At 63.8% G+C, this 20,719-nt stretch carries 18 protein-coding genes; 8 read left to right on the top strand and 10 right to left on the bottom strand.

The window, feature by feature from the left end; genetic code table 11:
- Positions 1-87: 87 nt before the first annotated feature.
- Positions 88-1,014 (bottom strand): Flp pilus assembly protein CpaB, encoded by a 927-nt coding sequence (cpaB, locus tag FJV83_RS26450; protein ID WP_246691925.1) that lies wholly within the window; start codon positions 1,012-1,014, stop codon positions 88-90.
- Positions 1,015-1,252: 238 nt separating this feature from the next.
- Between cpaB and parE the strand changes: the two genes are divergently transcribed.
- Together parE and FJV83_RS26460 are read left to right on the top strand one after the other, a co-directional pair.
- A complete protein-coding gene (gene parE, locus FJV83_RS26455; RefSeq protein ID WP_064984353.1) occupies positions 1,253-3,310 on the top strand; it encodes a DNA topoisomerase IV subunit B in 2,058 nt (685 codons plus the stop codon).
- A gap of 44 nt (positions 3,311-3,354) precedes the next feature.
- Positions 3,355-5,421, top strand: a complete 2,067-nt coding sequence (locus tag FJV83_RS26460) for an FUSC family protein (protein WP_142886280.1) — start codon at positions 3,355-3,357, stop codon at positions 5,419-5,421.
- On the opposite strand, the gene FJV83_RS26465 is transcribed toward FJV83_RS26460, so the two are convergent.
- Positions 5,418-6,542, bottom strand: a complete 1,125-nt coding sequence (locus FJV83_RS26465; protein WP_095772797.1) for a DUF2336 domain-containing protein — start codon at positions 6,540-6,542, stop codon at positions 5,418-5,420. The two genes, FJV83_RS26460 and FJV83_RS26465, sit on opposite strands and share 4 nt — an antisense overlap.
- Positions 6,543-6,696: 154 nt before the next feature.
- Between FJV83_RS26465 and FJV83_RS26470 the strand changes: the two genes are divergently transcribed.
- Positions 6,697-7,149 carry a MaoC family dehydratase gene (locus FJV83_RS26470; protein WP_095772798.1) on the top strand — a complete coding sequence of 151 codons (453 nt, stop codon included), beginning with the start codon at positions 6,697-6,699 and terminating at the stop codon, positions 7,147-7,149.
- Entirely contained in the window at positions 7,149-8,030 is an 882-nt protein-coding gene (locus FJV83_RS26475; protein ID WP_095791013.1) for a CoA ester lyase, read from the top strand. The genes FJV83_RS26470 and FJV83_RS26475 overlap by 1 nt, the downstream gene beginning before the upstream one ends.
- 19 nt (positions 8,031-8,049) lie before the next feature.
- Here the strand turns inward: FJV83_RS26475 and FJV83_RS26480 are convergent, their stop codons facing one another.
- A complete protein-coding gene (locus tag FJV83_RS26480; RefSeq protein ID WP_142886281.1) occupies positions 8,050-9,951 on the bottom strand; it encodes a hypothetical protein in 1,902 nt (633 codons plus the stop codon).
- A 164-nt stretch (positions 9,952-10,115) separates the two neighbouring features.
- Complete coding sequence (locus tag FJV83_RS26485; protein ID WP_142886282.1) at positions 10,116-10,790, bottom strand: isoprenylcysteine carboxylmethyltransferase family protein; 675 nt, start codon at positions 10,788-10,790, stop codon at positions 10,116-10,118.
- Positions 10,791-10,935: 145 nt separating this feature from the next.
- Here FJV83_RS26485 and FJV83_RS26490 point away from each other — a divergent pair, with 145 nt between their 5' ends.
- Positions 10,936-11,646, top strand: a complete 711-nt coding sequence (locus FJV83_RS26490; RefSeq protein WP_095791011.1) for a TetR/AcrR family transcriptional regulator — start codon at positions 10,936-10,938, stop codon at positions 11,644-11,646.
- Between the two features lie 18 nt (positions 11,647-11,664).
- Here the strand turns inward: FJV83_RS26490 and FJV83_RS26495 are convergent, their stop codons facing one another.
- Complete coding sequence (locus tag FJV83_RS26495) at positions 11,665-12,273, bottom strand: flavin reductase family protein (protein WP_095791010.1); 609 nt, start codon at positions 12,271-12,273, stop codon at positions 11,665-11,667.
- Positions 12,274-12,858, bottom strand: a complete 585-nt coding sequence (locus tag FJV83_RS26500; RefSeq protein WP_095772804.1) for a nitroreductase — start codon at positions 12,856-12,858, stop codon at positions 12,274-12,276.
- A 154-nt stretch (positions 12,859-13,012) separates the two neighbouring features.
- Between FJV83_RS26500 and FJV83_RS26505 the strand changes: the two genes are divergently transcribed.
- Entirely contained in the window at positions 13,013-13,975 is a 963-nt protein-coding gene (locus tag FJV83_RS26505; protein WP_095772805.1) for a hypothetical protein, read from the top strand.
- A gap of 24 nt (positions 13,976-13,999) precedes the next feature.
- On the opposite strand, the gene FJV83_RS26510 is transcribed toward FJV83_RS26505, so the two are convergent.
- Together FJV83_RS26510 and thrS are read right to left on the bottom strand one after the other, a co-directional pair.
- Positions 14,000-14,938: a GNAT family N-acetyltransferase gene (locus tag FJV83_RS26510; RefSeq protein WP_095772806.1), complete on the bottom strand. Its 939-nt coding sequence runs from the start codon at positions 14,936-14,938 to the stop codon at positions 14,000-14,002.
- Positions 14,939-15,020: 82 nt separating this feature from the next.
- On the bottom strand, positions 15,021-16,997 hold the full coding sequence (gene thrS / locus FJV83_RS26515; protein ID WP_095790055.1) for a threonine--tRNA ligase: 1,977 nt from the start codon (positions 16,995-16,997) through the stop codon (positions 15,021-15,023).
- A 268-nt stretch (positions 16,998-17,265) separates the two neighbouring features.
- Here thrS and FJV83_RS26520 point away from each other — a divergent pair, with 268 nt between their 5' ends.
- Positions 17,266-18,102, top strand: coding sequence for a class I SAM-dependent methyltransferase (locus FJV83_RS26520; protein ID WP_142886327.1), 837 nt, complete (start codon positions 17,266-17,268; stop codon positions 18,100-18,102).
- Between the two features lie 5 nt (positions 18,103-18,107).
- Here the strand turns inward: FJV83_RS26520 and blaOXA are convergent, their stop codons facing one another.
- Together blaOXA and yidD are read right to left on the bottom strand one after the other, a co-directional pair.
- Entirely contained in the window at positions 18,108-18,935 is an 828-nt protein-coding gene (blaOXA, locus tag FJV83_RS26525) for a class D beta-lactamase (protein ID WP_095772809.1), read from the bottom strand.
- 150 nt (positions 18,936-19,085) lie between these two features.
- Positions 19,086-19,460: a membrane protein insertion efficiency factor YidD gene (gene yidD / locus FJV83_RS26530; protein WP_095772810.1), complete on the bottom strand. Its 375-nt coding sequence runs from the start codon at positions 19,458-19,460 to the stop codon at positions 19,086-19,088.
- 333 nt (positions 19,461-19,793) lie between these two features.
- Here yidD and FJV83_RS26535 point away from each other — a divergent pair, with 333 nt between their 5' ends.
- Positions 19,794-20,711 carry a LysR substrate-binding domain-containing protein gene (locus tag FJV83_RS26535; RefSeq protein WP_142886283.1) on the top strand — a complete coding sequence of 306 codons (918 nt, stop codon included), beginning with the start codon at positions 19,794-19,796 and terminating at the stop codon, positions 20,709-20,711.
- Positions 20,712-20,719 lie beyond the last annotated feature (8 nt).

The following is a 20,719-nucleotide window of genomic DNA, read 5'->3' on the forward strand; positions in this document are numbered from 1 at the left end:
CAAGGCGCGCGCAAAGCGCGATCGGTCCATCATTCGATATAGGGTACGCATCAACATTGCCCTGTCCCGTCCGGTCCCCACCGGCCTTTAATTCTGGTCCCGCTCAGGAACCTGATATTCCTCGGCCTTCGTGCCGCGCGTCACGATGACCGTCTTGAATTTCGGCTTCTCCGGCTCCTTGGTCACTGCGTCGAACAGCGAGCCGGCCGCGGCCTGAGCCTTGGCCGCCACCGATCCGCCAAAGGACGAGATGGTGGTGACGCCGTTCTTGCCGTCGCCGCCTTCGCTGGCGGAGCGCAGCGACAGCGACAGCGTGCCGACGGTGCGGGCAAGCGCCACTTTCTGCGCGCCTTCGGTCGTCACTTCGATGGTCACGGAATTCGTGATCTGCGGCGTCGTCTGGCGCTCGTCGGCACCCTGGCCGACACTCAGCACCTTGGCGTCGGCAACGACGATCTCGGAGGTGACGGTTGAACCGGCCGCGCCTTGCGCGTTCTTGGCGACTTCCTGGATTTCGCCGGCATCGCGCGTCAGCACCACATCGACGCGGTCGCCCGGCGTGACGAAGCCGCCGACACCGGCGATCTCGTCGGTGCGGATGGTCACCGCCCGCATTCCGGGCGTCAGCATGTTGGAGAGCGTCGCGCGACCGTTCGGTCCCGACAGCTTGGTCAGCAGCAGCGGCTCGTTGACCTCGATCGGCGACAGCACGATGCGATTGCCCTCGCCGAGCAATCCGTCGATGGTGGCAAAGGCGCCTTGCGGCAGCGAATCCTGCGGCCACGGGATCTCGATCAGCTTGGCGCGGTCGAGTTCCTGGCCGTAGCGCAGCGGCGCTTTCGCCACCACGATGGTCTTGAATTCGATCCTGGGCGGGGCGGGAGCGGCGATCGACGCCGTCTTCTCTTCGGCATCGGCCTTGGCCTGGCTCTTGACCCAGAAATCCGCGGCAAAGATCGAGATCGCGCCGAAAACGGCGGCGATGCCGATCATCGTTATGGCCTTGCCCCTCACGCCGAAACCCCTGATGCCCGTCGTTTCTTGTTTTGTTGGGGCTCACGCTAGGCGGGTTTGTTAAAGAAACAGGAATTTTGAAAGGCGGCATTCGACCTATTTCCGCCCGCTTGGTTATCGAATGGTTTTAGGATAAGACGGGTCAAATCCCCGAACGTAACAGGAACCTCCGTCGCTTGGCGCTGAAAAGCGTGGCAGTATCGACGGGTGATTCGCAGCACCGGACCCTATGGCAGGCATGGACGACAACAACGATCTCTTCGGCAATATGGACAAGCAGCCGCAGCCGGTTCGCTCGCCGGCGCGCCCGGCCGACCCGCTTGTGCAGGCAGCAGCCAAGCGCCCGGCCGCGACCAAGGATGGCAGCGAGGGCTATAGCGCCGCCGACATCGAGGTGCTGGAAGGCCTGGAGCCTGTGCGCCGCCGGCCAGGCATGTATATTGGCGGCACCGACGACAAGGCGATGCACCATCTGTTCGCAGAGGTCATCGACAATTCGATGGATGAGGCGGTTGCCGGCCATGCCACCTTCATCGATGTCGAGCTTTCGGCCGACGGGTTTCTGACCGTTACCGACAATGGCCGCGGCATCCCGGTCGATCCGCATCCGAAATTCAAGAAGCCGGCGCTCGAAGTCATCATGACGACGCTGCATTCAGGCGGCAAGTTCGACTCCAAGGTCTATGAAACCTCCGGCGGCCTGCACGGCGTCGGCGTTTCCGTGGTCAACGCGCTGTCGGATCATCTCGAGGTCGAGGTCGCGCGTGGCCGGCAGCTCTATCGCCAACGCTTTTCGCGCGGCATTCCGGTGAGCGGCCTGGAGCAGCTTGGCGAGGTCCACAACCGGCGCGGAACGAAAATCCGCTTCCATCCCGACGAGCAGATCTTCGGCAAGGGCGCGGCCTTCGAACCGGCGCGGCTCTACCGCATGACGCGGTCGAAAGCCTATCTGTTCGGCGGTGTCGAAATCCGCTGGACCTGCGATCCCTCGCTGATCAAGGAAAAGGACCAGACGCCAGCCAAGGCGGAGTTCCATTTCCCTGGCGGCCTGAAGGACTATCTCAAGGCGTCGCTCGGCGACGACTTCCAGGTGACGCGGGAAATTTTCGCGGGAAAAAGCGAAAAGCAAGGCGGCCATGGCTCGCTCGAATGGGCGGTGACCTGGTTCGGCGGCGACGGCTTCATCAATTCCTACTGCAACACCATCCCGACCGGCGAAGGCGGCACCCATGAGGCCGGCTTCCGCAACGTGCTGACGCGCGGCTTGCGGGCCTATGCCGATCTCGTCGGCAACAAGCGCGCCTCGATCGTCACCTCGGAAGACGTCATGATCTCGGCGGCCGGCATGCTGTCCGTGTTCATCCGCGAACCCGAATTCGTCGGCCAAACCAAGGACAGGCTGGCGACGATCGAGGCAATTCGAATTGTCGAGACCGCGATCCGCGATCCGTTCGACCATTGGCTGGCCGACAATCCGCAGGAAGCCTCGAAACTGCTGGAATGGGTGATCGCGCGCGCCGACGAGCGGGTGCGCCGGCGCCAGGAAAAGGAAGTGTCGCGCAAGAGTGCGGTGCGCAAATTGCGCCTGCCGGGCAAGCTCGCCGACTGCACGCAGAACGCGGCGGCCGGTGCCGAACTGTTCATCGTCGAAGGTGATTCCGCCGGCGGCTCGGCCAAGCAGGCGCGCGACCGCGCCAGCCAGGCAGTACTGCCATTGCGCGGAAAAATCCTCAACGTGGCCAGCGCCGGCAATGACAAGCTGGCCGCCAACCAGCAGATATCGGACCTGATCCAGGCGCTCGGCTGCGGCACGCGATCAAAGTACCGCGACGAGGATTTGCGCTACGACCGCGTCATCATCATGACCGACGCCGACGTCGACGGCGCCCATATCGCTTCGCTGCTGATCACCTTCTTCTACCAGGAAATGCCCGCGCTGGTGCGTGGCGGCCATCTCTATCTGGCGGTGCCGCCGCTTTACTCGATCCGGCAAGGCGGCAAGGTCGCCTACGCCCGCGACGACGCACACAAGGACGAGCTCCTGCGCACCGAATTCACCGGGCGCGGCAAGGTCGAACTTGGCCGCTTCAAGGGCCTGGGCGAGATGATGGCCTCGCAGCTCAAGGAGACCACAATGGATCCGAGGAAGCGCACGCTTCTGCGGGTCGATGTGATCGACGCCGAGGCAGCGACGAAGGACGCAGTCGACGCTCTGATGGGCACCAAGCCGGAAGCGCGCTTCCGCTTTATCCAGGAACGTGCCGAATTCGCCGAGACGGAAGTGCTGGATATTTAGCCGCTGGCCAGTTTAGCTTGCGCTTCCGATAAGGAGACCGGCATGTGACCTGGGCGCGGCTGAAGGCCTATTTCGAGACGAGCCTGGCCGGGTTGACGCAGCCGACGCGATCGGACTGGATTTTCGCCTTGCGCACCGTTTCGGCCGGCCTGATCGCGCTGCTCGCCGCCTATGCCCTCAAGCTCGACCACCCACAATGGGCGATGATGACGGTGTTCATCGTCGCCCAGCCGGTCGCGGGCATGGTGCTGGCGAAGGGCTTCTACCGGTTGCTCGGCACGCTGGCCGGCGGGCTGGCGGCGATCGGCATCACCACTGTCTTCGGCACCAACCCATGGGTTCTGGTGACGGTGCTCGCCGTCTGGATCGGCATCTGCACCTTCGTTTCCTCCTTGCTGCGCAATCCCGAAGCCTATGGTGCGGCTCTTGCCGGCTACACGGCGATGATCATCGGCCTGCCTGCCTTCGGACAGCCGCATCTGGTCGTCGATCTCGCTGTCGCCCGTTGCGCGGAAATCGTGCTTGGCATCGTCTGCGCCGGCGTGACCAGCAGGCTGATCCTGCCGAAACTGGCCAGCGATGCCATCATATCGCGGCTGAAGCGCTGCATTCTTGACCTTGCCACCTATGCCGCAGGGGCCTTCTCGGGAGGTGATACAGCGACACTTTCCGCACTCCATCGCAAACTCGTCGCGGACACCCAGACACTTGGCGAAATGCGCGCCTATGCCAGGCTGGAAGCGCCGAGCTTCGCGCCGCGTGCCCACCCGGTTCGGCGCACCATCGGACAATTGCTCTCGGCCCTGTCGGCGGCACTTGCGCTGCATTCTCACGCCGCGCCGAAAAACGCCGCCCTCATCCCGGTGCGTTCGGAATTGCAGGCCCTTGTCGGCGATCTGGCGGCAAAGCCCGGCGCACTGGACGATACGGCACCCTGGGTGGAACGGCTCGACGCGATCTCGGCCAAGGCCCGGCAACTGCCCGATGCCTCGGTCGACCAGGGCGACGACAGGGTCGGCACCATCACGCGCCTCACCATCGCCGCCGATTTTGCCGAGGCGCTCAAGCAGGTGCTGCGCGGGCTCGATGCCTTGCGCGCGCCGGTCACACGTACCGGCCGCGCCAGCAGGCAGCCTGCGCTGGTGGTGCACCGCGACTACCCCGGCGCATCGCGCAATGCCGTGCGCGCTGCCCTTGCCACCTTGCTGGTCGCGGCCTTCTGGCTGACGACGAAATGGTCCGAGGCAGCGGGTACGGTCATTCTCGTTGCCGTCGTATCCAGCCTTTTCGCCGCTCGCCCCGATCCGGTGCAGGTGTCCTGGGGCTTCTTCAAGGGAACGCTGCTTGCCCTGCCCTTTGCCTTTCTCATAGGCCAGATAGCGTTGCCCGCCCTGCCCGGCTTCGGCTGGTTCGTCCTGTTTGTCGTGCCGATCCTGGTGCCGACGGCGCTGGGCATGGCCAATCCGCGCTATGTCGGCGTGGCCACGGCCTTCGCCATCAACTTCCTCGCTTTCCTCAGTCCGCATCAGGCGATGACCTACGATCCTGGCCCGTTCTTCGCCGGCTCGGCGTCCGTGCTGGTTGGCATCCTGCTGGCCATCGGCGTCTTCATTGCCGTGCTGCCCGCCGATCCGTGGCTCGCGGCAAACCGCATCGTGCGGGCCATGCGCGAGGATTTGGCACGGCTTTGCCTGCACGAGCGCGTGCCGAGGCGTTCAGCCTTCGAAAGCCTCGCCTATGACCGCGTCAACCAGCTGATGCCGCTGGTGCAGAACTCCGGCAGGAAGGGCGAGGCGGTGTTGGGCGGCGGCGTTGCTGCCGTGACGGTCGGCCTGGAGATCCTGAGGCTGCGCGGCACAAACCAAAACCATGCCATCCCGTCCGAAACCGCACTTTCGATCGCCAATTTCCTGAGAGGGCTGGCGCGCGAGCTGCTGTTCCGCGCTCCGGGTGATCCGCAGACAGCGACGGTCGCTGTCGCCCGGCAGTATGCGGCGAGCATCGCCCAGCGCAACGCCACCGGCGACATGCTGCAGATCGCGGCATCCCTGCGCATCATTGCCGCAGCGATGGAGGATTTTCCGGATTTCTTCGCGAAAGACCGAGGCTAAGCCGCCGCTATCGCCAACGCATGGCCGCGTGCGTTTTCGCGCAGCGCGTCGAGATGGATCGACTTGACCAGGGCGGCGAGATCGCCTTCCGCGGATTGCCCGCCCAACTCCTTGAGCATCAGCCAGCTGACTTCCTGCACGCCGGCGACGCGCTTGCCATTGGCGACCTCGCGCCAGATTTTCAGCGCACGCAGGATGATCGTATGCGTTGCCGCAGCCAGGCCTGCGCCGCGGAACAATGCCTGCAAGGCCACATCGTGGCCGCCAGCCAGCAGCGCCCTCACCCGCGGTTCGGACTGCTGGCCGAGTGCCACCAGCGTGGAGCCGAAGAAATCGACCTTGCCATGCGCGATGGTGCGGATGAGGAAGCTCGCGGTGAGATCGCCACGCAGCCTGAGATGCTCGATCAGCGCGGCATGTTCTTCCTGGCGCGTGCCCTCGATCAGCGTCACCGAGGCCTTGACGCAGGCGTCCCGCAGGACGCGATCGGCCCGCGCGGCGCCCATCAATGCCATGACCAGCGGTGAAGTCTTCAATGTCTCGCCGAGCTTTATGAGCAGCATGTGGCGGCAGTCGGCCGGAAGACGGGCGTCCGAAATCAGCGCCTCGCGCACCAGCGGCAGATGCCCATGGCGTTCGGCCATGCGGCGGAAGCTCAGCGACGCGATGTCGGCGCCGCTATTGGCGAGCAGCACCGCGCAGGCTTCCGACTCGCCGATCTCGGCGATTGCCGCCGCCAGCGCCATCGAGACGACAGGCCGGTCGGCGATGAGCTTCTGCGTCGCCTTTTGGCTCGCCGCCACGCGGTTGATCAGATCGGCATCGGTAAGCAGCGGTGAGCGCGCCAGCACCACACCGGCGACTTCCGGCTGGTCGGACGCCAGCGCACTGATGATCTGCAGCGGCGCGTGGTGGCTCATGGAGAGCGCTTCGGCCATCGCCAGCCGCACTTTCGACGAGGCATCGTCGAGCAGCAGCGTCAGCGCCGCCTCGGCGGCGCAGCGGTCCTCGAACGGCAATTCGGAATTGACATAGGCCCGGGCCAGCGCATTGGCCGCGGCTGCGCGCTCGGACACTCTTGCCGTGTAGATCCATTTCAGGAAATGCGAAACAACAACCATGCCCGTCTGCTTACGCCCCTTGCCGGAAGGTTTCCGGCCCCGCTGAAGACGGTAGGCAGAAATGGTTTACGAACGGTTCACCATGTTCATTAACTGGCTTGCGACCGCCGGATGCAGCGCCTATCAACCGTCAATCAGCGCAGGAGACTGAAAAATGGCCGGCTTATACCTCGAAGAGTTCGTCGTCGGCCATGTCTTCCGGCACACGCTGCGCAAGACCGTGACCGAGAGCGACAACATGCTGTTTTCGGTGATGACGCTGAACCCGCAGCCGCTGCATATCGACTTCGATTTCGCCGCCAGAAGCGAATGGGGCAAGCCGCTGGTCAACTCGCTGTTCACGCTCGGCCTGATGATCGGCATTTCGGTCAATGACATCACGGTCGGCACGACGGTCGCCAATCTCGGCATGAAGGAAACCACCTTTCCGCATCCGGTTTTCCACGGCGACACCATCCGCGTCGAGACCACTGTCATCTCGGTGCGGGAATCGAAATCGAAGCCGGATCGCGGCATCGTCGAATTCGAACATCGCGCCTACAACCAGCATGGCGACCTGGTCGCCAAGTGCACCAGGCAAGCGATGATGCTGAAGAAGGTCGCCTGATGCGCTCGCTGCTGTTTGTCCCCGGCGATTCCGAGCGAAAGCTGGAAAAAGGATTCGGCGCCGGCGCCGACGTCGTGATCGTCGACCTCGAGGATTCCGTGGCGCCGCAGAACAAGGCGACGGCGCGAGACATTGCGGCACGCTTTATCGCCGAACGCAGGGGGCAAACCAGCTCGGCCATCTATATCAGGGTCAACGACCTGTCGACCGGATTGACGGATGACGATCTTGCCGCGCTCGTACCGGCGAAGCCGGACGGCATCATGCTGCCGAAGTCCAACTGCGGCCAGGATGTGCAGCAGCTCTCGGCAAAACTCAGGGTGCGCGAGGCCGAGAACGGCTTGGCCGACGGCGCCATCAAGATTGTACCGATCATAACCGAAACCCCGGCGGGTGTGCTCGCCGCCGCGACCTACGCCGGCGCAAGCGCGCGGCTCGCCGGTCTCACCTGGGGCGCGGAAGACCTGTCTGCGGCGGTCGGGGCGCGCACGGCCCGCGACGAGCACGGACGCTACACCGACGTGTTCCGCCACGCTCGCCTGACGACCATCCTGGCGGCCGCAGCCGCGGAGGTCGCGGCGATCGACACCGTGTTCCCGAATTTTCGCGACATGGCGGCCTTCGCCGCGGAATGCGCGGAGGCCGAGCGCGACGGCTTCACCGGCAAGATGGCCATCCACCCCGATCAGGTGCCCGTGATCAACGCCGCCTTCACGCCCTCGGCCGAGGCGGTGAAGCAGTCGGCGGCGATCGTCGCGGCGTTCGAGGCGGCCGGGAATCCCGGCGTCGTCGGCATTGACGGCAAGATGTTCGACCGCCCGCATCTGCGGCTGGCCGAACGGCTGCTGGCACGCGCCAAGGCAGCCGGGCTCTCCGCTTAGTCTGGCGAGCCTTTGCTCGTCAGTCCCGCGCCAGCACGATGATCCGGTCCTCCGGCAGATAGGCCAGCGCTTCCGACCTCAGGGGATTGACGGTGACGCCGCCCAGCGCCCGCTGGTCGGCAACTCCGGCGCGGATGCGCCGGTAGCCTATCGCGATCTCGCCGCGCAGCCGCGCCGATTCCGCGATCGTCCAGAAGGTCAAGGGCTGGTCGATGGCGACATAGTCGGCGACCGGCCGCATGTAGATTTCGGAGCCCTGCTCGTCGAGCAGATCATCGAAGATCGCGGCGAGATATTGGTTCTCGGACGCCTGCGCCAGCATCAGGCTGACCAGCCGGTTGCTGACGACGAAATCTTCGGCCTTGGTCACCGCCGCAAGCTCGCGGTTGCGCACGTCGATCATCTCGCTGACGATGGAGATGTGCAGGCCGGCATCATCGGCGATCTTGCGCAGATGCAGCAGTGTCACCAGCGTGCGCGTGTCGGCCGGCTGCGCGGCCATGGTTTCGCTGTAGCCGAGGACCAGCACGTGGTTGTAGGAAGGCACGTCTAGGCTTGAAAGTGCCGTGCTGCTCGACGTGTCGGTGATGCGGCAGGAAACCTCCAGATTGTCGCCGGCGACCGGCAGTCCGGCAACTTCCTGCTCGAGGCCAGGCGTATCGGCGGCGATGGTCAGGATCGAACCAGGCGCGACATAGCGCGACAGTTCATAGGTGATGATCGGACCGCGCCGGTTCCAGCCGAGGATCAGCGTGCGCTCCGGCTTCGCCTCGACGGGCCGGGGGCCGCGGATCGCCGCCGCATTGATCTTGATCCCGGTGCTGCCGAGCCTGATCGCGGCATCGTCCTCGGCGATGATGATGGCGCGCATGTCCTTGCCGATCACCGTATCCGACGGCGGGTTGAGATTGACGCGCCCCCTTTGGTCGCAAAGCCCGATCAGCGCGCAATGCTCATAGGCCATCACCGCCTCGCCGAACGTCTTGCCGGTGAGTTCCGGCTGCGCGGTCGTGTAGATCTCGCAGCCGTCGAAATCGAGCAGCTCCGAATAGACGCCGCTGAGGCCCGACTGCCGGCTCGAATGCACGACGATGCGCGAGATCAGCTGATCGGCCAGCACGAGCTGCACCTCGGACCCGCCGACGACGCGGGCGACCTCGGCATTCTTGCCGTCGCGGATCTCGGCGGCGATGTTGTAGGGGTCGGTGCGCCGGCTTGGGTCGTTGACCAGCGCCAGCACCGTCTTGATGACCTGCGAATCCGGATCGTCACCGTCCGGCGACAGCACGATGACCGACCGCGAGGTCTGCGGATTGACGATGGCGAGATCATAGAGATCGGTCGGATCGCCGCTGCGGCAGATGATGCGCGTGTTGCCCAGTTTGCCGACCTTGGCCGCGATCTCATCCTCCATCGCGACCTTGTCCATATTGGCCATGACGACGATGCGCGGACGGCGACGGCTGGCATTGGCAATGACGAGTTCGGAGATGACGTCGAAGATCGACGGCGACCAGTTGAGGATGATGGTGTGATCGGCCTCCAGCACCCGAGAACGGCCCTTGCGCAATTCGTCGAGCTTGCCGTCGACGCCGGCGCTGAGCACGCCGATGAGGGCCGATACGACGAAGATGCCGGCAAGCGTGACGGCCAGCATGACGAGGCGGAAGGCCCAGCCTGTGTCGCCGCCCATCGTCCCGGAATCGAGCGTGCGCATCAGCGATTCCCAGAACGCCTCGAAGAAATTCAGCGGCTCGCCACCCTCCGGCGCGATGCGGGTCACGGCAAGGAAAGCCGCGGCGGCGATGATGATCAGCAGGGAAACGACTGCAAGCCAGCCGATCAGCGCGATCGGGCCGGCGGCCATGCTCTTGTCAAAGCCGTAGCGCAGCCGGGTTTCCAGCGTGTCTCGTCTCTTCATGCCAGTGGTGCCCCCGCACTATCCCCAAGGTCGATGCGCCAACCCCAACGCATCGCCGAAGCCGCTCTCTTAGCGTGTGTTCGGAGGAAGGGGAATCGTTTTTCGCGGTCACTGCCAAGGAAGCCGCCGTGAGGCGAACCTGACGCGCCGGTCTGGTGCGGCGGCTACCAGACCATCGGGATCAGGCGGTAGCGGACCCGGGTTGCGTAGTCGTCATAGCCGCGCAGGCCGGTGCGCAGGGTCTTCTCCTCGATGAAGGTGCGCATGGCGAGGAGAACGATGAACACGAGCACGGATACCAGCCCCCACCAGGAGCCAAGCAGGAGTGCGGTGCCGGCGAAGAAGAGGATGGCGCCGGCATACATCGGGTGGCGAACGTAGCTGTAGGGTCCCGTGGTGATCACGCGCTGTCCACGTTCGGCCTGGATCTTCACCACGGGTGCCGCGAAACTGTTCTCCAGCATGGTCAGGTAGCAGATCCAGATTCCGACCAGCAGGACCAGCGCGCCGACCGTCTGCGCCCAGAAGGGGACCGCCGACCAGCCGAAACGGAAGTCGAATCCCATGAAGCTCAGCCAGCCGAAGATGCCGATGAGAAGTATGGAGAGCAGGACCTTGTCGGCCGCGGTCTGATTCTTCTGGATGGGAGGGCTCAGCCGCTCGTTCATCAGGCCCGGATCGCGCCGCGCCAGCGCCACGCCCATGGTGAGGCTGAGCCCCACCATCACCATCAGATAGACCCACGCCCCCGGCCAATGCAGCGTTCCGGCCGACAGGAAGAGCAAGGCGCCCATGACGCCGAACCAGATGAATGTCTGAAACACCAATTTCGCGATCATGATCGACCTTCCACGTTATGCCCCTCGCCCGCATTGGCTGAAACAGACCAATGGTCTATCATACCGACCACTGGTCTGTAATTCAAGCGGACTATCTGATATCCGTGCTGGACGGGAACGGCCGTCGCGTGCAGAAGGTTTCGTCATGCCCCGTGTCATCAAGCATCCAGAGATCAGGCGAGAAGACATTCTGGACCATGCCCAGGCCCTGTTCCTGACGCAGGGCTACGACAGAGCGAGCCTCAACGACGTGATTGCCTCCGCCGGCATCTCGAAGGGCGCCTTCTATCACTACTTCCCCTCCAAGGAGGCTCTTCTGGAAGCCTTGGCTGACCGTTTCGCGCGGCAGGCACTGGCTGGGGTCCAGGGTATACTCGACGATCCCGGCCTCGACCCACTTGGCCGGCTGAACAGCCTGCTCAGCCAGTCGCGGCAGGCCAAGATCGAGACCGCGGCGGAGGCCTGGGCTCTTTTCGAAACGATGTTCCGGCCGGAGAATCTGGTGCTTTTCCACCGCATCAACCTGGCGGCCAACGCGTCGTTTTCGCCCCTGCTGGTCAAGATCATCCGGCAAGGTGTCGAAGACGGCACCTTCAGGACCTTCGATCCGGAGGGTGTCGCCGATATCGTCATGCAGTTCGGCTTGGCCACGCACGATGTCGTCGCCAAGGCGATCACCGGCGGTAGCGACGCCGATATGGAGGTCGCGATCAAAGTCCTGGAACAACGCGTCAGGCTCTACGAAATCGCTCTCGACCGCATCCTCGGCCTTCCCGACGGCAGCATTCGGATCGGGGAACCCGGCTATATCAGAGCCGTCATGACGGCCCGACGGAAAGCCGACAAGGCGCGGTGACTTGCCAGGTCCAGAAACCTACTCCTTGCCCCAGCGTGGCCGGCGCATCGAGAAGACTTCATTGACGCAGGCGTAGTCCATGTAGCCGAGCCGAGCCACATTGCCAGCCTTGATGATGTCGAACAGGCCATCTTTCAGGAAGGCGTCGTCAATGTGCACGCCGACCACCTCACCGGCGACAACGACGGCGCTCGTCGGCGTTCCATCCAGCGCCTTCGGGCGAAACACCTCCGTCACCCGGCATTCCAGCGCGGCAGGCGCGGCCGCCACGCGCGGTGGCTTCACGAGACGCGAAGGCGCCATGGCGAGATCGGCATAGACGAACTCGTTGACGCCGCGCGGCGCGTTGACGGACGTATAATTCATCTTCTCCGCGAGATCGCGGCTGACCAGATTGGCGACGAACTCGCCGGTCTCCTGGGCAAAGGTGGCGCTGTCCTTCTCGCCCTCCGAGGAGAACCAGACGATGAAGGGCCGCGTCGAAACAGCATTGAAGAAGGAGTATGGCGCCAGGTTGATCTCGCCTGCCCCGTTCAGCGTCGATATCCAGCCGATCGGCCGCGGCGCCACGATCGCCTTCGACGGATCGTGCGGCAGCCCGTGTCCCTTGGGCGGCTCGTAGAACATTCAGCCTGCCCAGGCTCCTGAGTAGTCGGCATAGAGCTTTGCCGGATCGGGCCGTGGCCGCTCCGGCGCCGGGCCGGCATAGGAGCCGATATGGATGAAACCGACGACGCGCTCCTGCGGCGCCAGTCCGAGGATCGCCCTGCCCTCCGCCACGTCGGAATACCAGTTGCTGATCATGTTGGTGCCATATCCCAGCGCATTGGCTGCGATCATAAGGTTCATCGCCGCCATGCCGCCGGACAGGAACATCTCCCATTGCGGGATCTTGGGGTTCTCTTTCGGCACCGACACCACGCCGATCACCAGCGGCGCGCGGGAGAAGCGCGCCAGTTCCTGGTTGCGGCGGCCCTCGGGCAGCGGCCCTTCCCGCTGTTCGGCAAGCGTCGCTAGCTTCCTGCCGATCTCGATGCGGGCATCGCCGCGATAGAGGATGAAGCGCCAGGGCTCGAGCCGGCCATGGTCAGGCACGCGCGTGGCGGCGGCGATCATCGTTGCGATATCGGCGTCGCTCGGCGCCGGCTCCTTGAGGTCCGGAATCGGCGCTGAATTTCGGGTCAGCAGGAAGTCGATGATCGGCGACGCCATGGGCGCAAGTCTCCTGAACACTCTGTTTTGAGCTGAAGCGCACCATCGGGAATTCGGGCGGCTCGGGCAAAGGCGCGCAAGCGCCGGCTGAAGAGTCTATCGATCGGACTCTTAAGCCTTGAAATTGCCACCGCCATGGGCTTCAACGCAAGGCATGTTTGAGGGGCGACTGCGTCTTTTCCTGGTCTGGCTCTGCGCCGCGCTGTTCCTGCTGCCGGTCTCCCTGGCTGCTGGGCAGGAAAAGGACGGCGTCAGCGACCTGAAACTCCCCGGAATTTCGAGCTACGCGACGCCCAAGAGCGAAGCCCCGCTGGCGCTTGGCGGCGGTGGCGCCATCACTCTGTCGGCGCAGCTGACCGACAAGGGCACCGATATCACCCGCGGCCTCGTCTGGCGTGTCTTCAAGCCCGAAGCCGTCAACGGCAAATTGCCGATGGTCGCCTCGGCGCATGGCGGCAGCGCCGTCTTCCAGCTCGAACCCGGCAGCTATCTGGTCCATGCCTCCTATGGCCGCGCCGGCGCCACCAAGCGCATCACTGTCGGCAAGGAAGCCAAGCGCGAAAGCCTGGTGCTCGACGCCGGTGGCCTGAAGCTCGACGCGGTCCTGTCCGGCGGCGTGCGCATTCCCCCGAAAAAACTGCGCTTCTCGATCTATGAGGGCACCGCCGAGGCCAATGGCGACCGCGCGCTGATCATTCCCGATGTCGAACCCAACAGCGTCGTGCGGCTCAATGCCGGCATCTACCATGTCGTCTCGACCTACGGTGCGGTCAATGCGGTGATCCGCTCCGACATTCGCGTCGAGGCCGGCAAGCTGACGGAAGCCACTGTCGAGCATCATGCCGCCGAGATCACCATGAAGCTGGTGCGCGAAGCCGGTGGCGAGGCCATCGCCGACACGTCATGGTCGCTGCTGAACGAATCCGGCGATCCGATCAAGGAGACCGTCGGTGCCTTCGCCTCGATGGTGCTTGCCGAGGGCGACTACACCATCATCGCCAAGAACCGCGACCGCATCTATCAGAAGGATTTCACGGTCGTGGCCGGGCAGAACCAGGAAATCGAGGTTCTGGCGACCGAAGCGGCGGCCATGGACCCCGAAGAAGGCGCGGACTAGCCTCCGCTGCGAATTCTCTAGCTTTCAGGCGGCCAGCTTGGTCCGCGCGGGCAGGAAGGGAATCCGGCGGCGCGGCACCTGCGGTGCCAGGTCGAACACACCGCGGTAAAGCCGGTCGAGCAATGCCTTGCGGTCGCGCAGCGGCTCCAGTTCGCTCCAGCTCAGAACGTCGCCGACGCGCACGTCGATCGCCTTGCCGGACAGCCGCGCGAATTCGTGGATGAGCATCGAAAGGCGCAGCGTCAGCGAAGCCTTGCCGACGAATTTGGCCACGCGGCCATCGCGCTCGGCCATGTTCATCGGCCCGCTGACCAGATGGAACAGCCTGCCATTCTGTCCGGAGAAATGCATCGGAATGACGGACGCCTTGGCATCCTGCACCAGACGCGCCGGAAACATCTTCCATGGCAGGTCGCGCGCCCGGCCAAAGCCTTTCGGCGCGGTGGCGACGCCACCGGCGGGGAACACCACGATGGTGACACCCTCCTTCAGCAGCCGTACCGCCTCGTGGCGCACGGCCATGTTGTTCTTCAGCGCTTCCTTGGTCTCGGAAAAGTCGATCGGCAGCGAATAGGGCTCCATCTCGCGGATCTTGAGCAGATCCTTGTGGATCATCACCCGGAACGGCCGCCCCAACTGCTCCGCCAGCGACAGCACGGCAATGCCGTCGCCAATGCCGAACGGATGGTTGGCCACGATCACCAGCGGTGTGTCCGGCAATGGTGCGGGCGGCCATTGGTCGGCGGTGCGGATCCGCACGTCGATCAGGTCGAGCATGCGGCTGAACACGCGCTCGCCTGATGGCACCACCTGGCGGCGCCAGAAATCATAGAGCGCGGCATAGCGGTCGCGCCCCGACAGGCCTTCAATGGAATGGATGACCCAGCGCGTCAGCGCCGGCTGTCGCGGATTGGCATAGGAAAGCTCGGGAAACGGTTTTTCGCGCGTCTTCAGCTTGAGCATGAGGGCTCGTTACAAGGTTGGCGTGACAGGGATATGAAAATGGCGGTGGATCGCTCCACCGCCATTCCTGGGAACTAACGGATCAGGCCGCGCGTTTGCGCCTGCGGTCCGGCGTAACGGCCTCTTCGGTCAGTTGCGCGATCGCCTCGGCAAGGCCAAGCGATTCCTGGTCGCGCGAGCCGAGCCGGCGGATGTTGACCGTCTGTTCCTCCGCCTCGCGTTTGCCGCACACGAGGATGACCGGCACCTTGGCCAGCGAGTGTTCGCGGACCTTGTAGTTGATCTTCTCGTTGCGCAGATCGGCTTCCGCCAGCAGACCGGCGGCCTTCAGCTTTGCCACCACCTCGGTCGCGTAGCTGTCCGCCTCCGATGTGATCGTTGCCACCACCACCTGTAGCGGCGCGAACCACAGCGGGAAATGGCCGGAATAATTCTCGATCAGGATGCCGAGGAAGCGCTCCATCGAACCGCAGATGGCGCGGTGCACCATGACCGGCTGCTTCTTCTCCGAATCCGAGCCGATATAGAAGGCGCCAAAGCGTTCCGGCAGGTTGAAATCGACCTGCGTGGTGCCGCATTGCCATTCGCGGCCGATGGCGTCCTTCAACACATATTCGAACTTCGGCCCATAGAAGGCGCCCTCGCCCGGATTGATCGAGGTCTTGATCCGGTTGCCGGACCGCGTCCTGATCGTCTCCAGCACGCTGCCCATGATCGCCTCGGCATGATCCCAGGCCTCGTCGGTGCCGACGCGCTTGTCCGGCCGCGTCGACAGCTTAACGCTGATTTCGTCGAAACCGAAATCAGCATAGGTCGACAGGATCAAATCGTTGATGCGCAGGCATTCCGACGCCAGCTGCTCCTCGGTGCAGAAGATATGCGCATCATCCTGCGTGAAGCCGCGCACACGCATGAGCCCATGCAGCGCGCCCGACGGTTCGTAGCGATGCACATTGCCGAATTCCGCAAGTTTTACGGGCAGATCGCGATAAGACTTCAACCCATGCTTGAAAATCTGCACGTGGCCAGGGCAGTTCATCGGCTTTAGCGCGAAGACGCGGTCGTCGTCGGTATCGTCGCCGGCAACCGTCACCTTGAACATGGCGTCGCGATACCAGCCCCAATGGCCCGACGTTTCCCACAGGCTCTTGTCGAGCACCTGCGGCGCGTTGACCTCCTGATAGCCCTGCTCGTCGAGGCGGCGTCGCATGTAATTGACCAGGTTCTGGAACATCTTCCAGCCCTTGGCGTGCCAGAAGACAACGCCCGGCCCCTCTTCCTGGAAATGGAAGAGGTCCATCTCCCGCCCGAGCTTGCGGTGGTCGCGCTTCTCGGCCTCCTCCAGCATCGTCTGGTAGGCTTCGAGCTGCGCCTGGTCGGCCCAGGCCGTGCCGTAGATGCGCGTCAGCATCGGGTTGTTCGAATCGCCGCGCCAATAGGCACCGGCCACCTTCATCAGCTTGAAGGCGTTGCCGATCTGGCCGGTCGAGGCCATGTGCGGGCCACGGCAGAGATCGAACCAGTCGCCCTGGGCATAGATCTTGAGGTCCTGATCCTCGGCAATGGCGTCGATCAATTCCAGCTTGTAGCGCTCGCCCTTGTCGGCGAAGACCTTTTTCGCCTTGTCGCGCGACCAGACTTCCTTGGTGAACGGCTTGTTGCGCGCGATGATCTCGCGCATCTTCTTCTCGATCACCGGAAAGTCGTCCGGTGTGAACGGCTCGTTGCGGGCGAAGTCGTAATAGAATCCGTTCTCGATCACCGGACCGATGGTCACCTGCGTTCCCGGCCACAATTCCTGCACGGCCTCCGCCAGCACGTGCGCTGTGTCGTGGCGGATAAGCTCGAGAGCGCGCGCATCGTCGCGGGTGATGATCTCGACCTTGCCGGACTTGCCGAGCGGGTCGCTGAGGTCACGCACGGTGCCGTCAATAGCGTAGGCGACGGCCTTCTTGGCCAGCGACTTCGAGATCGATTCGGCAAGGCCGGCACCGGTCATCGCCGCGTCGTAGTCGCGGACGGAGCCATCGGGAAATGTCAGGGAAACGGAATTCAGCATATGGTTCTCCTATCCAGTCCCGCAAACGAGCGCGGGTGGTTGAAATGCATGTCACCCAAAAATGTATGATGGTCCTGGGGTTACGACATACACAAGATAAAGCCGGATGCGCCAATCACATGGACAAACGGCAGCGCGCGGGTTTTAGAGGCAGTGCCGGGCCAGGTAAAGAGTGCTGACTGGCCGGCCGTCAGGAAATGTCGGCAGTGATGTCGCAGCCCTCCGCCCAGGCTTGCGAACATCCCCGCAATCGTCTGGAATTGCCGATATGGAAAACGCAACACCCAGCCGAACCGCCCTTGGCGTCGCCCGCATGAGGGCTCTGCATCAATTTTCACCGCAGGCAGGGTTGTTTCGCGATCCCTACGCGATCGCGATTCTGGGTGAAGCCGCTCCCGCGGCGCGCGAGCTTGAACAGGAAGACGAGCGCCGCCGGCGCATGCGCCTGTTCGTGGCAGCGCGCGCACGCTTCGCCGAGGACTGGCTGGCGGCGGCGGTGCGTCGCGGTGTCCGGCAACTCGTCGTGCTTGGCGCTGGCCTCGATACGTTTTCGCTGCGCAATCCGTATCGGGACCTCAGCGTGTTCGAAGTCGATCACCCGGCCACGCAAGCCTGGAAACGCAAATGCATTGCCGACAACGGTCTCGCCGAGCCAGCCGCCACCAGATTCGTGCCGGTCGATTTCGAGCGGCAAAGCCTGTCTGCGGAACTGGCCGCGGCCGGCTTGCAGTCGACCGCGCCGAGCTTCTTCATCTGGCTGGGGGTCGTTCCCTACCTGACGAAGGAAGCGATCTTCAAAACCTTGTCCTGGATAGCGAGTGTCCCCGGCTCGGAGGTCGTGTTCGACTACAGCGAACCGGCTGCGAACCGCAGCGCGGCGGGACAGGCGGCGCTGGCCTTCCATGCGGCCCGCGTCGCGTCTGTCGGGGAGCCATGGATCAGCTTCTTCGTGCCGGCCGAGCTGGCGAAATCCATGGGGGAGCTCGGCTTCGACGAGATTGAAGATATCGAGAGCGGCGATATCGCCGCCCGTTTTTCCGAGGCCCCGAAGGAAATGACGAACAATTCCGGCGGCCACATCATCCGCGCGCGCCGGAGCATCTGAGCGACCTATTTCACCAGCAGTGGCAGGTCTTTCAGAAACGCCGCCCGCGTTTTGAGGCCTTTTGGCATATCGGTGCGGGTGGCATCGACAACAAGGCGGGCAAAGACGATCTGCTGGCCGTCCTTTTTCGCCCAGCCGACGAACCAGCCGAGCGAACGCTTGTCCCTGATCTTGTCGGCATCACTGGCCAGCCTTGTGCTGCCGGTCTTGCCTTGCACCGTCCAGCCTCCGGCCTGGAACGTCGGGATGATGGCTGACGTCATGTCGTAGGCCTTGGCCGAGACCGGCAATTTGCGCGCCAGCAGCTTGCGCAGGAAATCGACCTGCTCGACCGGCGTGATCTTGAGCGAGGAGTTGACCCAGGAATGGGTAAGCCCGTCATTCTTGCCGGGATTGCCGGAAACGTCTTTGTTGCCATAGTCGAGTTTCGAGACATAGCCGGCAAAGCTCTCGGGTCCAAGCTTGCGAGTGATTTCACGCGAATACCAGAGGATCGAATCCTTCTCCCAGATCGTCGGGTCGACTGTCTTCTGGTCCCGCTTCACGGCCGCGAACTCTGGCTTGTAGTCCCAGCTCGGCGTGTGCTCGTCGCCCAGGATGCCGGCGTCATAGCCGATCAGCGAAAGCGGCACCTTGAACGTCGAGGCCGGGCTGAACCGCTGGTCGCAGGTGCCGTCCTGGTAAAGCACCTTGCCGCTCGCCGCATCGGCAATGAGGGTGCACTGCACATCCCCAAGCGGCGCCGATTGCGCGCGCATCGGGAACCCCAGCAACCAGGCGAGCAGGAAGAGGACTCCAGCCAGGATAAAGGGAAGACGGTCGATGTTACGCATTGATGCTCGCTCCAGAAGGGTGTTCGCGAGCGGGCTTAGCGAGGTCTCTTGTCTCGATTTTGTCTCAAATGCGCAGTTGTTGTGCAGGCTGGCGTTAACCCTACCAGTTCGTAAAGAACGAGACGCCCGCGCAAAACCCGTCAGGTGCGATCAGCCCTTTGCTTCGCCACGCTTCTTGCCGATCCGCCAGTATCGCCACGGCATGAACCAGACGTAGCGATCCGCCAGCAACTCCGGCACGAGGTCGACACCGTGCGTGCCGAACGGCCCGCAGCGCAGCACCCTGAAAAACCCCATCCAGCCGCCGGCCCACAGGCCGTGGCGGGCGATCGCCTCATGCGCGTATTCGGAACAGGTCGGCAGATGCCGGCAGGAATTGCCGACAAAGCCGGACAGCGTCAGCTGGTAGAGACGCACGAGCGAAGTGCCGACGAGACGGCCAGGCGTCTTGCGCCACGGGCCGGGCCAGTTGCGCCCTCGCCCCGGCGGTCTGACAGTATGGGCATGCCCGTGCGGGTCGTGCACCGCAGTCTCCGTATCGCGTTTCCCGTGCGATAGATGTGAGCTTCGTCGGGAGAACGCAATCCCTGCCCCTTGCCCCCTGTGCTGTCATGGGCGGGAGCGACGAGACGGCAGCCTGTCAACCGGAGGCGCCCAGCGGCCGTTGCGGACAGGCTCCTCGCCGCACTTTGCATGGTGGCTTTCGTCACACCATTGGAATGTTGCGATCCGCATGACATCGCCAAGGATGCTCAGGAACTGGATCATGGTCGGTCTCCTTTGACGCGATTAGATCGCCGCTGGCCTTGGCCTTCAAACGAGTATAATTTCCACTTCGGATAATCCTGGGTTATGCGAATGAAGCGCGGGCGGCTGCCGTTGACTGCATTGAGAAGTTTCGAGGCGGCGGGCCGGCACCTGAGCTTCAGCAAGGCCGCAGAGGAGCTTTTCGTTTCCCAGGCGGCGATCAGCCGCCAGATCCGCGAACTTGAAACCTTCCTGCACCAGCCCTTGTTCGAACGTCACCATCGCCGCGTCGAACTGACCGACACCGGCCGCCGGCTGCTCGCCCAACTGGTCAGGAGTTTCGACGACATCGACAAACTGCTTTCGGAATTGGTCGCCGCCCCCGCGCAATCCGTGGTTCGCGTCAGCGTCGAGCCGTCGCTTGCCTCCGTCTGGCTGGTGCCTCGGCTCAACCGGTTTCGCCAGTTGCGGCCCGATATCGACGTGTCCCTCGAAGTCGATGCCAGGCTGATCGAATTCCGCAGCGATCAGCCCGAGCTTGCCTTGCGCTTCAGCGCAAAGGCGACCTCGTGGCCGCGCAACCAGGCGGAGCGGCTTGCCTCCACAGTCGATTCACCGGTTTTGTCGCCGGCGCTGCTCGCCTCGGGCCCTCCCCTCGAAAAGCCGATCGACCTTGCCCGCTACACACTTTTGCATGAGGAGAATCGCCAGGGCTGGACGCGCTGGTTCGAAGCCGCCGGCGTGCAGGCCGATGCCGTGCCCGCGCGCGGGCCGATGCTGGCGGATATATCGCTTTCAAAGCAGGCCGCCCTGCTCGGACATGGCGTGGCGTTGGGCGATCTCTTGCAGATCGGCAACGAGCTCGAAACCGGCGCGCTGGTCAAGCCGTTCGACATCGACGTTGCGTCCGGCGGCTACTGGCTGGTGGCCAGGAGCTTGAAGGAGCTTTCCGAGCCGGCCGCAGCGTTCGCCGACTGGATCCGAAGTGAATTTGCCTCAAGCAGACGGACATTGGAAGCAAAGGTCTAAGCCGGTTT

The sequence above is a fragment of the Mesorhizobium sp. WSM4307 genome (genome assembly GCF_007003945.1).
Classification (GTDB): domain Bacteria; phylum Pseudomonadota; class Alphaproteobacteria; order Rhizobiales; family Rhizobiaceae; genus Mesorhizobium.